Source organism: Anaerotruncus massiliensis (ex Togo et al. 2026) (genome assembly GCF_900199635.1).
Classification (GTDB): domain Bacteria; phylum Bacillota; class Clostridia; order Oscillospirales; family Ruminococcaceae; genus Anaerotruncus; species Anaerotruncus massiliensis.
Genome location: NZ_LT962687.1, coordinates 2052230 through 2067094, shown reverse-complemented (window position 1 = coordinate 2067094; position 14865 = coordinate 2052230). Strand labels below are relative to the sequence as shown.

The 14865-nt window shown below is 66.3% G+C and carries 14 protein-coding genes and 1 pseudogene; 7 read left to right on the top strand and 8 right to left on the bottom strand.

What is annotated here, in order from left to right:
• Positions 1-54: 54 nt before the first annotated feature.
• Positions 55-1266: an ROK family transcriptional regulator gene (locus C1A13_RS10190; protein ID WP_172439247.1), complete on the top strand. Its 1212-nt coding sequence runs from the start codon at positions 55-57 to the stop codon at positions 1264-1266.
• Positions 1267-1279: 13 nt separating this feature from the next.
• Positions 1280-2077, top strand: a complete 798-nt coding sequence (locus tag C1A13_RS10185) for a histidinol-phosphatase HisJ family protein (RefSeq protein WP_101551662.1) — start codon at positions 1280-1282, stop codon at positions 2075-2077.
• A gap of 53 nt (positions 2078-2130) precedes the next feature.
• Here C1A13_RS10185 and C1A13_RS10180 read toward each other — a convergent pair whose 3' ends face one another.
• Positions 2131-3075, bottom strand: coding sequence for an ROK family protein (locus C1A13_RS10180; RefSeq protein ID WP_101551660.1), 945 nt, complete (start codon positions 3073-3075; stop codon positions 2131-2133).
• The gene (locus tag C1A13_RS10175; protein ID WP_101551659.1) at positions 3075-4289 is read right to left on the bottom strand and encodes an ROK family protein; all 1215 of its coding nucleotides are present in this window, start codon (positions 4287-4289) and stop codon (positions 3075-3077) included. Before C1A13_RS10175 ends, C1A13_RS10180 begins: the two co-directional genes overlap by 1 nt.
• A 140-nt stretch (positions 4290-4429) precedes the next feature.
• Here C1A13_RS10175 and C1A13_RS10170 point away from each other — a divergent pair, with 140 nt between their 5' ends.
• The 4 genes from C1A13_RS10170 to C1A13_RS10155 all read left to right on the top strand — a co-directional run bounded on the left by C1A13_RS10170 (position 4430) and on the right by C1A13_RS10155 (position 9113).
• Positions 4430-5824 carry an SIS domain-containing protein gene (locus tag C1A13_RS10170; protein ID WP_101551657.1) on the top strand — a complete coding sequence of 465 codons (1395 nt, stop codon included), beginning with the start codon at positions 4430-4432 and terminating at the stop codon, positions 5822-5824.
• The gene (locus C1A13_RS10165; protein ID WP_101551655.1) at positions 5825-6805 is read left to right on the top strand and encodes a hypothetical protein; all 981 of its coding nucleotides are present in this window, start codon (positions 5825-5827) and stop codon (positions 6803-6805) included.
• Between the two features lie 9 nt (positions 6806-6814).
• Positions 6815-7846 (top strand): bifunctional heptose 7-phosphate kinase/heptose 1-phosphate adenyltransferase, encoded by a 1032-nt coding sequence (locus tag C1A13_RS10160; protein WP_101551653.1) that lies wholly within the window; start codon positions 6815-6817, stop codon positions 7844-7846.
• A gap of 136 nt (positions 7847-7982) precedes the next feature.
• The gene (locus C1A13_RS10155; RefSeq protein ID WP_101551651.1) at positions 7983-9113 is read left to right on the top strand and encodes a DUF4317 domain-containing protein; all 1131 of its coding nucleotides are present in this window, start codon (positions 7983-7985) and stop codon (positions 9111-9113) included.
• A gap of 696 nt (positions 9114-9809) precedes the next feature.
• On the opposite strand, the pseudogene C1A13_RS15260 reads toward C1A13_RS10155, so the two are convergent.
• Positions 9810-10688 (bottom strand): annotated as a pseudogene (locus C1A13_RS15260) (CotH kinase family protein); the annotation flags it as partial.
• Between the two features lie 25 nt (positions 10689-10713).
• Between C1A13_RS15260 and C1A13_RS15110 the strand changes: the two are divergent.
• The gene (locus C1A13_RS15110; RefSeq protein ID WP_242970852.1) at positions 10714-10881 is read left to right on the top strand and encodes a hypothetical protein; all 168 of its coding nucleotides are present in this window, start codon (positions 10714-10716) and stop codon (positions 10879-10881) included.
• 137 nt (positions 10882-11018) lie between these two features.
• Here C1A13_RS15110 and C1A13_RS10145 read toward each other — a convergent pair whose 3' ends face one another.
• From C1A13_RS10145 to C1A13_RS10125, 5 genes are all read right to left on the bottom strand, one after another.
• Positions 11019-11693 (bottom strand): DUF4956 domain-containing protein, encoded by a 675-nt coding sequence (locus C1A13_RS10145; protein ID WP_101551649.1) that lies wholly within the window; start codon positions 11691-11693, stop codon positions 11019-11021.
• 21 nt (positions 11694-11714) lie between these two features.
• Positions 11715-12404 carry a polyphosphate polymerase domain-containing protein gene (locus C1A13_RS10140; protein WP_101551647.1) on the bottom strand — a complete coding sequence of 230 codons (690 nt, stop codon included), beginning with the start codon at positions 12402-12404 and terminating at the stop codon, positions 11715-11717.
• A 180-nt stretch (positions 12405-12584) separates the two neighbouring features.
• Positions 12585-13316 carry an ATP-binding cassette domain-containing protein gene (locus C1A13_RS10135; protein WP_101551644.1) on the bottom strand — a complete coding sequence of 244 codons (732 nt, stop codon included), beginning with the start codon at positions 13314-13316 and terminating at the stop codon, positions 12585-12587.
• Positions 13313-14215: a glycine betaine ABC transporter substrate-binding protein gene (locus tag C1A13_RS10130; protein WP_101551642.1), complete on the bottom strand. Its 903-nt coding sequence runs from the start codon at positions 14213-14215 to the stop codon at positions 13313-13315. Before C1A13_RS10130 ends, C1A13_RS10135 begins: the two co-directional genes overlap by 4 nt.
• Positions 14212-14853 carry an ABC transporter permease gene (locus tag C1A13_RS10125; RefSeq protein ID WP_101551640.1) on the bottom strand — a complete coding sequence of 214 codons (642 nt, stop codon included), beginning with the start codon at positions 14851-14853 and terminating at the stop codon, positions 14212-14214. Before C1A13_RS10125 ends, C1A13_RS10130 begins: the two co-directional genes overlap by 4 nt.
• Between the last annotated feature and the right edge of the window lie 12 nt (positions 14854-14865).

Here is a 14865-nt window from a genome sequence, read left to right as displayed (position 1 = left end):
TGTTCCCCCCGCTTCGCGGCGGCAGCGTGAATTTGAATGATAAGGGATGATAACATGACGGAAACCGTCAGGCACGATTTGATGCGCAGCACGAACATGCTCAGCGTCTTTAACTGCATCCGCAAGCACGGCCCCATCTCCAAGCGCAGGATCCAGGAGGAGACGGGGCTGAGCTGGGGGGCGGTCTCCACCTTTTCCGCCGACCTGCTCGAACGGGGGATCATCAGCGAAACCGGGCGGGTGGACACCGGATCGCGCCGTTCGGCCACGGCGTTCGACATCAATCTGGAAAACAACCTCATCATCGGCATCGACACCAACGTCATCGGCATGACCGGCGTGATCATCGACCTCAAAAGCCGCGTCAAGACCAAGATCCACCAGGAGCTGGTCAGCAACCACATCTCCGAGTTGCTCGAGCAGATGAAGGGGATCATCCGCCTGCTGATGGCGGAGGTCAGCGACCAGTCGGTCATCAAGGGGATCGGCGTCGCCTTCCCGGGGCATGTCGACACCGAGCGCGGCGTCTCGGTGCTCGCCCGGCAGTTTTGCAGCCTCGAGCCGCTCGACATCTGCGGCATCTTGAAGGGGGAGTTCGGCCTGCCGGTCGTGATCGAGCACGACCCGAACTGCTGCGCGCTGTCGGAGCAGCTCTTCGGCGCGGGGCAGGGGCTGACCAACCTGCTCTATGTCCGCCTCTCCCGCGGCATCGGCATGGGCATCATCCTCGGCGGCGAAATCTACCACGGGTTCGCGGGCGCCACGGGCGAGATCGGGCACATCACGATGGACCCGGACGGCGGGCCCTGCTACTGCGGCAACAACGGCTGCCTGGAAATCTACGCCTCGTCGGAGGCGGTGCTGAGCCGGTGCGAGCAGGCCGCGCGCATGGGGGACGCCCCCCGGCTCGCGGAGCTCCTCGCGCGGGGGGAGCCCCTGACGCTCGAGACGGCGGAGAAGGCCGCGGCCGCGGGGGACGGGGCCGTCTACGACTTCTTCTACCGCGCCGCCGATTACGCGGGCCTCGCGGTATCCGCCGCCATCAACCTGCTCGATCCGCAGGCGGTCATCCTCGGCGGGGAGATGCCCGACGTGAAGGAGCCCTTCTACCGCCACCTGCGGGAGGTCATCGACAGACGGGTGTGGAACCGCCGCAGCATCGACATCCGCGTCTCCCATCTCGGGCGGTCTTCCGCCGCCATCGGGGCGGCCTCCCTCTTCATCCAGCAGGCGTTCTTCTCGGCCGTCGGGCCGGACGCCTCCTGAGGAGGCGCCGCGGATGTACCGTGCGGACAGCCACCTTCATTCGCTGCACTCGTTCGATTCCGCCGCGCCGATGGAGGCGCAGTGCGAAGCCGCGTGCGCGGCGGGGATGGAGGAAATCTGCTTCACCGAGCATTTCAGCGTGAACCCGCTGGTGCCGACCTACGGCTACCTCGACCGGGCGCGCTACGACGCCGATTACGCGGCCTGCCGCGGCGCGTTCGCCGGGAGGCTGCGCGTCTATAAAGGGATCGAGCTCTGCGAGCCCCACCGGTACGCCGAACGCTACCGGGAGCTCTTTGCGCGCGGGCCGGTCGACGCGGTCGTCGGCTCGGTGCACAACGTCGATAACGGCAAGCTGCGCGCCCTTGTGCGGGACGAGGGGCCCGACCGGGCGTGCGAGAGATATTTTTCCGAGCTGCGCGACATGGCCGGGCGGGCGGAGATCGACGTGGCCGCGCATTTCGACCTCGTCAAGCGGTATATCGGCGCGCCCTTCACCGAACGGGAGGTGGAGCACAACCTCCGGGTGATCGGGGAGATCCTCCAGATCCTCGTCGAGCGGGGGATCGCGCTGGAGCTGAACGGTTCCACCCTCGGCTCCCTCGGCCAGTTGATGCCCTGTGAAGAGATCGTGCGGCTCTACGCGCAAAAGGGCGGGCGGCTGCTCACCTTCGGCTCGGACGCACACAGCCCCGAAAAGCTCGGGCAGGGCTTTGCGGAGGCCGCCGCGCTTGCGAAGAGCTGCGGCTTTCCGGGATTTTACACCTACCGGGCGCGCCGCCCGGTCTTCCATCCGTTCGAGGATGAATGACCAGAAAAAAACAGCCGCAAAAGCGGCTGTTTTTTTGTGCTGCCATGCGGGCGCTACTGCGCCTGCTCGAGAAAGAGCGCGGCCGCGCCGAGCAGGGAGGCCTCGTAGCCGAGGCCGGTCGCGCGGATTTCAACGCCCGCGCAGGACTCGGCGGCGCGCGCGTCGAGCGCCGACCGCATCCGCGGAAGCAGCAGGCCGAGCGAGCGGGCGACGCCTCCGCCGAAATAAACCCGCTCGGGGTTGAGCATGCTCACGACGGGGGCGAGCGCCTGCCCGAGGTAGCCGCCCGCCCGATCGAAGAGCGCCCGCGCGGGCGAAAACCCGGCCTGCGCGAGCGCGGCGCAGCCCGCCGCGTCGGGGGACGCGCCCCGTTCCCGCGCGAGGGCGGCGGCTTGGGGGTCCTCCGCGAGCAGGAGGGCGAACCGGCGGGAGAGGGCGGCGCCCGAGGCGTGCGCCTCGAGGCAGCCGCGGCTACCGCAGGGACAGGGGAGGGGGTGCTCGAACTCGACCTTGCAGTGCCCGAGCTCCCCGGCGAGGCTGTTGCAGCCCAGCAGCACCCGCCCGTCCGCGACAACCGCGCCGCCGATCCCGGTGCTGACGGTGATCCAGAGGAAGTTTTCGGGCGCGCCGGCGAACCGGAGCTCGGCGCGGGCACAGTTGTTGACGTCGTTTTCGCACCAGAGCGCGCGGATGCCCAGCGCCTCCCGCAGGAATTCGGCCGCGGGGAAGTCCCGCCATCCCGCGCCGGGCGCGAGCAGCAGGACGCTGTGGCTGTGGTCGACCATGCCGGGCAGGCTCACGCCCACCCCCTCGAGCGCTTGGGCGGGGACGCCGTATTCCGCCGCGGCCTCGAGCAGCAGGGCGGCGCAGCGGTTGAAATGCGCCGCGCAGTCCGATTTTTCGGTGACGATCTGCTTTTCAATGAGCAGCTCTCCGTTTTCGTTGACGATCCCCGCGATCGTTTTGCTTCCGCCGATGTCAATCGCGCCGATATACATTACAATCCCCCCAATGCGGCCTGTTCTTCGGAGATGCGGAAAAAGACCCGCCGGATAAACATGGCGGCCGCCCCGATCGCGGCGGAATCGCCGCCGAGCGAGGAGACGCGCAGATCGACCGGGCCGCTCCACGCACGGCTTCCGACCGTCTCGCGCAGCCGTTCGATGCACAGGTCCGGGTAGGCGGCCAGCTCCCCCCCGATGACCACCGCGGCCGGGTCGATGATGTTCACGACGTTGGCTACGGCGATGCCCGCGTAGTCCGCCGCGCGGGAAAAGACTTCCGCGACCGCCCGTTCCCCCTGCCGCGCCGCCCGCGCGGCGGCCTCGAGGGTAATTGGGCCGTCCGCCGCGATCGAAGCGAGCAGCGGCGCCCGCCCGTCCGCCGCCAGCTCGCGGCAGCGGCGCAGGATGGCATCGACTGACGCGACCGTTTCGAGGCAGCCGCGGTTGCCGCAGCAGCAGGGCTCCCCGTCGGGCAGCATGGTCATGTGGCCGATCTCGCCCGACGCGCCGCTGTGGCCGCGGTAGACCGCGCCGCCCGTGAGGATGCCCATGCCGATGCCGTAGGAGAGGCGCACGAAGAGGAAGTCCTCAACGTCCTGCGCCGCGCCCATCCAGTGCTCGCAGACCGCCATGCAGTTGGGGTCGTGCTCGAGCAGGACCTCCAGCCCGAACGCCCGCTGGAAGATTTCCCGCATGTTGACCTCCGAGAGGCTCCCGAACTGGTGGGTCCAGAGGGAGACGCCCCGCTCGGCGTCGACCTGCCCGGGAAAGGCGATCGCGAGGCCCTTGACCGTGCCCGCGGCGGTCTGCCCGAGCAGCTCGGCGGCGGCCTCCTTCATGAGGCGGAGGATGTCCTCCCCCTTCCGCCCCTCGGTGGGCCGCCAGACGCGGGCGAGCACACGGCTGCGCAGGTCGCAGACCACGCCGGTGAGTCCGGAGAGGTTGACGTCCAGCCCGATGATGAGGTTGTCCTTCAGGTTGATGTCGAAGCCGGAGGGGTTGCGTCCCGCGCCCTCTGTCCGGACGGGCAGCTCGCGGAGGACGCCCCGCTCGAGCAGGATGGAGCAGAGGTTGGAGACGCTGCCCCAGCTCAGCCCGGTGAGGGACTGGATCTGCCGCTTGGTGACGGGCGCGTGGGCGCGGATGCAGTCAAAGACGCTTTCCATATTGGCGCTGCGCATGTCGTCATGGTTCACGGTGCGCTGCAAGGAGAAGCCCCCTTTCTGTAAATATCACGATATGATAAATTTTTTTGCCTGACCCTATTGCAATTATATCACATCGTGATATAATTGCAATAGGAAAGCTTGCACAAACCTGACACATCATCATCGGGAGGCGATTTGATATGGATTTTGACGGAAAAGCCATCTCCTCGGCCCTGCTGGAATACACCGGGGACGTCGCGGCGCGCGCGATGCGCACAGACTTCGACCTGCTCGCGCAAATCGCGCGGACGCTCATCGAGGCCAAGGAGCGCGGCGCGACGATCTACACGGCGGGCAACGGCGGCAGCGCGGCGACCGCCTCGCACATCTGCAACGACCTGCTCAAGGGCTGCCGCGTCCACAACCGCGAGGGCTTCAAGACCGAGTGTCTCGCGGATTCCTGCGCGGTCATGACCTGTCTGGGCAACGACTTCTCCTATGAGGAGATCTTCTCCATCCAGCTGCGCACCAAGGCGCACCGGGGGGACGTGCTGCTCGTCTACAGCGGCAGCGGGAATTCCCCCAACATCGTGCGGCTGGTGGACACCGCCCGGGAGATGGGCGTCGTCACCATCGGCTTTTCCGGCCGGGACGGCGGGAAGCTCGCGGGCCGCTGCGACCTGCTGCTCATCGCGCCCACCGACTCGATGGAGCAGATTGAGGACTTACATATGCTCTATGTGCACGCCCTCTCAAGCGTCATTCAGCAGGTCCTGCCCGACCGCTGGGGGGTGGAGTACGTCCGCTACCCCGACCCGAAGGCGGGGATCACCACCGCGCTCTTCGACTTTGACGGAACGGTGAGCCTCATCCGGGAGGGCTGGCGGGAGATCATGGTTCCCTATTTCGCCGAGGTGCTCGGCGCGACCGGGACCGGGGAATCGCCCGAGACGCTTTGCGAGGTGGCCGCCGACTTTGTCGACGCGCTCACCGGCAAGCAGACGATCTTCCAGTGCATCCGGCTGGACGAGGAGGTCCAGAAGCGGGGCGGCCCCCACCGGGACCCGCTGGAATACAAGGCGGAGTACCTGCGGCGGCTGGGCGTCCACATCCGGGACCGGCGCGAGGGGCTGGAAAACGGGACGATCGACCCGTCCGGGCTGCTCGTGCCGGGCGTGAGGGAGCTGGTCGGCGCGCTGCGGGAGGCGGGGATCGCCTGCCACCTCGCGAGCGGCACCGACGAGGCCGACGTGCTCCATGAGGCGCGCCTGCTCGGGCTGGACGGCTGCTTTGACGCCATCCACGGCGCGCGCGACGAGATGACCGAGTGCTCCAAGGAGCAGGTGCTGCGCGGGCTCTTTGCCGACGGCACCCTGCGCCCGGAGCAGCTCGTCTCCTTCGGGGACGGGTATGTCGAGATCGAGCTGGTCGCGCAGCTCGGGGGCTACACCTTCGGCGTCGCCACGGACGAGGTACGCCGGAAGGGGATCAACGAATGGAAGCGCCGCCGCCTGCTTTCGGCGGGCGCGGACGCGATCATTCCGGATTTTGTCGGGTACCGGCAAATCGTACACGCGATCAGGGAGGGGATTTAAATGCCGTTTGAGAAGTTTGACCGCTCCAGGCTGGAGATCTTCCCGCTCGAGCAGCGGGTGCACGACGTGGACATCAGCGTTGTGAAGTCGCTGGACGACCCCGTCCCGCCCTTTTCGCACCCCGAGCTGCCCTCCATCGCGCGCGACGTCGTGGCGGCCCGCCGGGAGCACGACGCGACAGTGCTGATGATGTACGGCGCCCACGTCATCCGCACCGGCAACGGCCTGCACATGATCGAATTGATGAAGCGCGGGCTGGTGACCCACTTCGCCACCAACGGCGCGGGCTCAATCCACGACTATGAGCTCGCGCTCATCGGCAGGACCTGCGAGAGCGTAGCCAAATACATCAGCATGGGCCAGTTCGGCCTGTGGACCGAGACGGGACGGCTCAACGACATCATCAAGGAGGGCGTCCGGGACGGACTCGGCTGGGGCGAGGCCGTCGGCCGCTACATCTGGGAGGAGAAGCTCCCCAACCGCGAAAAGAGCGTGCTGGGCATGGGGTACCACCTCGGCGTGCCCTGCACGGTGCATATCGGCGTGGGCAACGACATCATCCACGAGCACCCCAACTGCGACGGCGCGGCGATGGGGGAGGCGTCCTACAACGATTTCCTCATCTACGCGCAGAGCGTGACGAAGCTGGAGCACGGGGTGTTCCTCAACTTCGGCTCGGCGGTCGCGGGACCGGAGGTCTACCTCAAGGCGCTCGCGATGGCCCGCAACGTCGCGCGGCAGGAGGGGCGGCAGATCGCCCATTTCACGACCGCGGTCTTCGACCTGCTGGAGATCGAAAACGGGGACTTTTCGGCCGCGCCGCCCAAGAGCGACCCGCGCTACTATTTCCGCCCGTGGAAGACGATCCTCGCCCGCACGGTGGCGGACGGCGGCGTGAGCCATTACATCCGGGGAGAGCACCAGAGGACGGTTCCCGCGCTGGCGCGGATGATCCTGGAGCTCGACAGCGCGGGAAAGTGAGGGAGCGCCATGATCGACTATCGCCGGATGATCGGGGCGATTGAACGGGAGCCCGCCTGCACCGTCGTGGTGTTCGGCGACTACTGCCTCGACAAATACCTCTATACCGATCCCGCCAACGACGAGCTCTCGGTCGAGACGGGGCTTGTCGCCCGCCAGTTCGACCGCAAGGCGATCTTCGCGGGGGTGGGCGGTACGATCACCAACAACCTGCGCGCGCTCGGCGTTGGGGTGCGCTGCGTCGGGATGCTCGGAAGCGATGGGGAGGGCTGGGAGCTGGAGCGCGCGCTCCGGGAGACCGGCGCGGACACCCGCTTCATGCTTGAGACGCCCGGCCGCTGCACCTGCACCTACACCAAGCCGATGCAGAAGAACCCCGACGGCGGCTACAGCGAAACGGGGCGGCTGGATTTCCGCAGCCTGACGCCGCTTCCGCGGGCCTATGAGGACGCGCTCGTCGGCAGGCTGGAGGAAGCGCTCACGGGCGCGGACGCGGTGATCATCACCGACCAGTTCGTCGAGCGCGGGCTCGGCGCGCTGACCGACCGGGTGCGGGCCGCCGTCTGCGCGATGGCGGAGGCGAACCCGGAAAAGCTCTTTTATGCCGATTCCCGCGCGTTCGCGGGGGAGTACCGCCATGTGATCGTCAAGTGCAACCATCTCGAGCTGCTGCACATCTGCGCCCCCGGCTTTAGCGGGGAACCCGGGCAGGCCTTCCTGGAGGAGTGCGGCCGGGAGCTTTCGGCGCGCACCGGCCGTCCCGCCTTCGTCACAATGGGGGACAAGGGCTCGCTCGTCTTCGCAAACGGAGCGGTCACCGCGGTGCCCGCCTTCCATGTGGAGGGGCCGGTGGATATCGTCGGCGCGGGCGACGCGACCAACGCGGGCATCGTGCTCGGCTTCTGCCTCGGCTTCTCCGCCCCCGAGGCGGCGGCGCTGGGAAACTGCGTCTCCTCGATCACCATCCAGCAGATCGGCAGGACGGGCACCGCCACCCGCGCGCAGGTCGCCGAACGCCTGCGCACCCGCCTGGAACAATAGGATCGGAACCATAGGAAAGGCCGGCGCCGCGCGCCGGCCTTTTTTCGTGCTGTCTTTTCGCGCGCTTTGTGCTATAATAAGCGGGCGGCGCGGCTGTGCAAAGGCCGCCGGAATACATAGAGGACAAGAGGAAGTTATGAACGAAAAAGAAATTGCAGAAATCCGCCGCCGGTTCCGTCCCGACAAGTCGAACATCACCCACATCCGGGGATGCTACGTCAACGACAAGCGGGAGATCGTCACCGGCATTGACCAGTCGCTCGCGGTGATGCCGCAGGAGGAGTCCGAAAAGCTGCTGACAATCCTCCGCCGGGCCCTCTCGGGGACGGTCGGGAAGAATTTGGTCGACATCCCCTTTACGACGCAGCAGGTCGTCGACAGCGAGGAGCACCGGCTGCTGATGGCGCTGCGGGATTCCGCGCTGAAGGACGAGGAGGCCGTGCAGGCCTTTTTCCAGCGGGTGATCCAGTCGCTTACGCTGGAGGGCGGCTACCTGATCCTGCTGGCGGCGGACAAATACGACGTGCCCTACCGCTCGAAGGACGGGGAACGGCAGGACGACGCCTCCTCGGAGGTGTACTCCTACATCCTGTGCGCCGTCTGCCCGATCAAGGAGACAAAGCCCGCGCTGGGCTATTACGTCAACGAGAACGCCTTCCGCAGCTGCCGGACCGACTGGATCGTCGGCGCGCCCGAGCTCGGGTTCCTGTTCCCCGCGTTCGACGACCGCAGCGCCAACATCTACGGCGCGCTCTACTACTCGCGCGACATCGCGGAAAGCCACGGGGAGTTCGTGGACGCGGTCTTTCGCCGCGAGGCGCCGATGCCCGCCGCCGAACAGAAGGAGACCTTCCAGTCGATCCTTGGGGAGACGCTGGCGGGCGAATGCAGCTACGGCGTCGTGCGGGCGGTCCACGACCGGCTGTACGAGATGGTCGAGGAGCACAAGGCGAACAAGGCCGAAGCGCCGCTGGTGGTGTCCAAGCAGACGGTGCGGCGGGTGCTCGAGTCGTGCGGCGTCGCGGAGCCGCAGGCGGCGGAATTTGAGGAGAAGTTCGACGCCGGGTTCGGCGCCGACGCGGACGTCAGCCCGCAAAACCTCGTCGACGTGAAACGGATCGAGGTCCGCACCCCCGACGTGACGATCCATGTGAGCCCCGGGCGCAGCGACCTGGTCGAGACGCGGGTGATCGACGGCGCGCGGTATATCCTGATCCGCGCCAACGACGGCGTCGAGGTCAACGGGGTGAACATCAGCAAGTTTTGACGGCGCGCCCCTAAAAGCGGATGCGGAAAGGCGCCCGGCGGATTGACCGCCGGGCGCCTTTTTTGCGTGGGCTTGCGGCTTCGGGGCCGCGTTCAGGCCAGTTTTCCCTGTTTGCGGCGGCGGAAGCGGCGGACGATGAGGAGCGCGGCCAGCAGGAGGACGCCCCCGCCGCCCGCCTCCAGCAGCAGGAGCGTGGGGAACTGCTGCCGCGCCTGCCCGCCGGGGAATTCCGCCGTCCCCGCCCGGGACGTTTCCCTGCCGGACCTGCCCCTCGTCCCCCGGAGATGCGGGGCCTCCGGAGGGAAGGGCGGGCGGTGCGGCTTCCGCGTCCGCGGTACGGGCCTCCGGCTGCCCGCCGTCCGGCGGCGGTTCGCCCTCCGGGCGCGCTTCGCCTTCCGCGGGCCGGCCGGCTTCTGCCGGGGGTTCCCCGTCCCGGCCGCTTTCCCGCCGCTGGCCGCGCCCGGCGCGCGCCCCCTCCTCCAGGCCGGGAGGGGAGCCGTTCCCGCCGCGCCCGCCGCCCATGTTCATGCCGCCCATCGCGCTGAAATTGAGAGCGGAGGCGTCGACCAGCGCGGAGGGGTCCGCCTTTTGGCCCTCCCCGGTGGAGGGGATGGACCCGTCGAGCTGTCCGAGCACGCTTTCCGCCCGCAGGAGCACATAGAGCTTGAGGTTTACGACGGCGGTTTCGTACTCCTCATAGCTGTAGAGGGCGGTCGCGTCCGTCTGCACATGGGGGGAGATCAGGCGGCTGACCCGCTCGATCGTATCGGTGAGCCGTCCGCCGCCGACATAATCCTCCGCGATCTGCCGCAGGTAGCCGTGGTAGCGCGCGCGGTATTCCTCCACCTCAAGCAGTTTTTGGAGGATGGGGCTCTTTTCGGCCGAGGTGCCCGAATAGGGGTCGTCGATGGGGAAGTTGACCGCGTCGGAGGCGGAGCGGAGCTGGTGCGCCCCAAAGGAGAGGTTGTAGTCCCACGGCAGCATCGAGAGCCTGCCGTCCTCCTCATAGAGGTAGTAGTTGTGCTTGAGGTTGGACAGGTAGCTGTCGAGGTTGACGAGGAAGACGTTGGCCGCGAAATATCGCAGCACCTCGTCCACATCGATATACGCTTCGAGGTTCTCGCCGCTGTCGAGGTGCGCGAGCGCCTCGACGACCCGGTGCTCGTCCTCGTCGGACGTCCGGAAGACGGCGTTCTCAAAGACGGCGGCGTAGCTTTCCGGGTCGTCGCCGCTGTAAACGAGGTCGTTGCCGCTCCCGCGGCCCCCGCCGCCCTCCGATTCCGGCTTGTAGAGCTGGCCGTAGCCGCCGCCGAAACTGCGCTCGGCAAACTCCTCCTCCACCGCCTCGAGCAGCAGGTAGAGGCCGAACGGCTCGCCGTTCACGGTGACTTCGGCATAGGTGCGCAGCGGCGCGGGGATCCCGAGATAGTCCATCAAATCGTAGGAGAGGGCCTCCTTCATGTAGGTCGGGTCGGCGTAGGAATTGTTGAGCACGAGCTTGGAAAGACCCCAGAAGGACTGGCCGTCGACATATTTGTCCGCCCGGATTTTGAAGCTGAACCGCTCGGAGTCCATCCCGGCGATGCCGGTGAGGCTCGTGTTGCCCTTGGGACGGATGGCGACCGAGGAAAACGCCGTCCCGTCGATCGTCACGTCGCAGGAGACGTACTCCTCCTGCCGGGCGTTTTCGATCATGTCGTCCCACTCGCCGGGGTCCATTTGGATGTCGATCGAGACGATCTCCTTCCCGAAGAGCCTGTCGGCATAGGCGCCGCCCGACTTTTCGAGCGAGGCGCGCAGGGAGGCGGGCATCCAAAGCATGCCGAGCAGGAGCAGCACCGCCAGAGCCATGGCGGCCCCCGCGATCAGCCAGTAGCGCTTGCCGGTCATCATGGCGGCGCCCGGTCAGGACATGTACTCGCCGTTATAGCTCACGAGCACCGCGCTGTTCACGCCGGGAAGCGCGGAGATTTCGTTGACAAAACGGGTCGTCATGTCCTTGAGGCGGACCTCCACCGTCAGCTCCACGCCGCTCTGGGAGACGGTCTTGGATTTCAACAGGGATTTTTTCACCGCCCGGTTGACATAGCCGTTGACCGCCGCCTCGGCCTCGTCCCCCGCGCAGCTCACGACGAGGATGTAGGGGTTGTCGGTGCTCTTTTTATTGACGAAGAGGACGAGGAAGATGCCGATGAAGAGGGAGCCGAGCACCGCGAGGGGAAGTAAGCCCGCGCCGGTGACGATGCCCGCCGAGATCGACCAGAAGAGGAAGGCGATGTCCATCGGCTCCTTGATGGCGGTGCGGAAGCGCACGATCGACAGCGCGCCGACCATGCCGAGGGAGAGGATGACGTTGGAGGTGACGGCGAGGATGATGAGGGTGGTGACGAGGGTCATGGCGACGAGCGACGCGCCGAAGGAGGCGGAATACATCACGCCGCTGAAGGTTTTGCGGTAGACGGCGAAGATGAAGAGCCCGAGCAGGAGGGAAAGCAGCATGGCGAGCCCCATGTCGAGCAGGGAGAAGGAGGAGACCTTCTCGAGGAAGCTGGACTTGAAGATATCGTTGAAGGTGGTCATGTTGGGTACCTCACTGTTCTTTCAGAGTTGGCCGCAGAAGGTGCGGCAGGCGGCGTATTTGGAAAAGGCGGTCGACTGGCGGTCCCGCTCCTGGACGAGATCGCCGATGAGGTCGGGGAGGAACTCGTCGAATTTGACCTCCAGCAGGATGGGGCTTCCGGTCCGGACGGTGACCGCGCCGGGGTCGAGGAAGCCGGCGGCGGAAAAGCCGGTGCGGATGCCGCTGTCGACCGTCACGCGGACGTTGCCGGCGGGGTAGACGTACGCCTCCCGCGTGTAGACGACCGGCGTGAGCGGGCGCAGAAGCTGGCAGCGCATCTTCAGGAGCAGCTCCGTGACGAGCGCCCGCCCGTCGCCCTCCATCCACGAGACCTCCCCGGCGAGCAGCCGTCCGCACTCCTCCCGGGTGACGGCCGCCTGCGCCTTGCAGCCCAGGCCGTTTCGCTTGGACTTCTTCTCCAGCCGCAGGAAGGAGAGGTCGCCGTTATAGTAGCGCAGGCGGAACTTCTCCCGGTTGTTCACCCCGTCGAGCTTTTCCCGCAGGGCCTTGTTGTCGAGGTTGTCGAAATAGAGGCTGTGAACGGTGTAGCTCCCGTCTGGCCCGGAAAAGCGGTCGAGCGGGGCGATCTCCCGCAGCCGCCGGCGGATGGCGAGGTAGTCGGCGTGGTTGATGTAGTGCTTGAGCTCATGCCGGTATTTTCTTTCACACATGGCGGCGCTCCTTCGTTTTTTTCTATTTTTGCGCGCCCGTGTGACGCTCTTGTGTGCGGATCGAGACAAAATCCTGAACATTTTACCCGCGGCGCATCCAAATTTTACAGGTCCGGCGCGCAAAAAAGGAAGGCCGCAGGCAGATGCCTGCGGCCTTCCCGTATAAGTGGCAATGGATCGTCAGCCCCCGACCAGCTCCCGCACGAAGGCGGTGGCGGGACGGCTGCGCAGCTCGTCGGGCGGGCCGTCCTGCACGATGCCGCCGTGGTCCATGACGAGCACGCGGCTCCCCAGCTTGAGCGCCTCGCCGATGTCGTGGGTGATAAAGACGATCGTGACGCCCTGCTCCCGGTGGATGCGCAGAATCTCGTCCTGCAGCGCCTTGCGGGTGATGTCGTCCACCGCGCCGAACGGCTCATCCATCAGCAGGATGTCTGGGGAGGCGGCGAGCGCCCGCGCGATGCCGACCCGCTGCTTCTGCCCGCCCGAGAGCTCGGCGGGATAGCGCCTGGCAAGCTCGGGATCGAGGCGCACGACCTCCATCCATTTCTTCACCGCGCGGCGGGTCTTCTCCTTGTTCTGCTTGTTGAGCAGGGTGGGGACGTAGGCGATGTTGTGCCACACGTCCATGTGGGGGAAGAGCCCCACCCCCTGGATCGCGTAGCCGATGTTGCGGCGCAGGACGATCTGGTCGACGGTCGAGACGTCCCGCCCCTCCACATAGACGGCGCCCGTGTCGGGGGAGAGCAGGCCGTTGATGAGCTTTAAAAGGGTCGTCTTGCCGCAGCCCGAGCTGCCGATCACGGTGACGAACTCGCCGCGCGCGATCGAGAGGCTCACGTCGGTGAGCACGTCGTTGACGCCGTAGCTCTTGCCGACATGGTCGAAACGGATGATCGGGTCACCGCTCATTTGAGCAGCCCCTTGGAGGTCAGGAATTCCTTCGCGACTTCCTTTTCATCGCGGTTTTCCACCTCGACCTGGTAGTTCATCGAGGCCATCTCGGCGTCGGTGATGAGGCCGTTCATCTTCTCGAGCACCGGCTCGAGTTCGGGGTGCTTTTCAAGGGTGTCCATCCGCACGACGGTGCCGCAGTAGTAGTTGGTGAAGAGGTGCTTGTCGTCGGTGGGCAGCGTGATGTCCGCGACGCTGAGCTGCGCGTCGGTGGTGAAGGCGTTGGTCACGTCGATGTCGCCGTTTTCAAGCGCCTTGTATTTGAGGCCGATATCGATGTCGGAGGTGGATTTGAAGTTCATGCCGTAGGCCTCGGCGAGGTGGGGGAAGCCGTCCGCCTTCTCGAAGAAGTCGGGGTTCGCGCCAAAGACGAGGTCCGGGGAGACCTTTGCGATGTCGGAGTAGGTCTCGATGCCGTACTGCTCCGCCACATCGCGCCGGACCGCGAGCGCGAAGGTGTTGTTGAAGCCGTAGAGCCCCGTCCATTTGAGGCCGAGCTTCTGGTACGCCTCCTGCAGGCCCGCGTAGAGGGTGTCGTCGTCGGGGACGTCCTCCCGCTTCACGACGAACGCCCAGGCGGTCCCGGTGTATTCGGGATAGAGGTCGAAGTCGCCCTTGAGGAGCGCGGGGTGGATGTTGGTGGTGCCGCCGCCGATCCCCTTGGTGATCTCGACGGTGAGCCCGGTGTCCTGCTCGATGAGCTGCGCGAGCATTTCCGAGAGGATGAACTGCTCGGTCATCGGCTTGGTGGCGATCCTGACGACGCCGGAATCCTTTTTGCCGCAGCCGGAAAAAACGCCCGCGAAGAGCAGGACGGCCAGCAGAACGCTGAGAACCTTACGGATTTGATGTTTCATTGTTCCAGTCTCCATTTCTTTTTGAGATAGTGCTCCAGCCTGCCGAGCAGGAAATCGCACAGCAGCGCCACGGCGGCGATCAGCAGGCTTCCCGCCACGGTGAGGCTGATGTTGTTGGTGGTGATGCCGCGGTAGACCGCGACGCCCAGTCCCCCCGCGCCGATGAAGGCGGCGATGCCCGAGAGGGAGACGGTCATGACGACCATGTTGCGCAGCCCCGCGACGATGACGGTCATCGCCAGCGGCAGCTTGACGCGCACCATGATCTGGAGGTCGGTGCTGCCCATGCCGCGCGCCGCCTCGATGATCTCGGGGTCGATCGAGGTGATGCCGGTGTAGGTGTTGCGCACCATCGGCAGCAGGGCGTAGACGGTGAGCGCGATGATCGCGGTCGTGTCCCCGATGCCGGAAAACGGGATCAAAAAGCCCAGCAGGGAGATCGACGGGATCGTGTATACGACGTTGGTGACCCCGATGACGAAGGGCGCGGCCCGCCGGTGCCCGCTGATATAGACGCCCAGCAGCAGCCCGGCCGCCGCCGCGATGACGATCGCGGTCGCGGAGATGCGCAGGTGCTGCACAAGCAGCTCGGCGAAGAACTCCCGCCGTTCGCCATAGAGGCGCAGTATTTGTGACATGTGTGTTCCCCT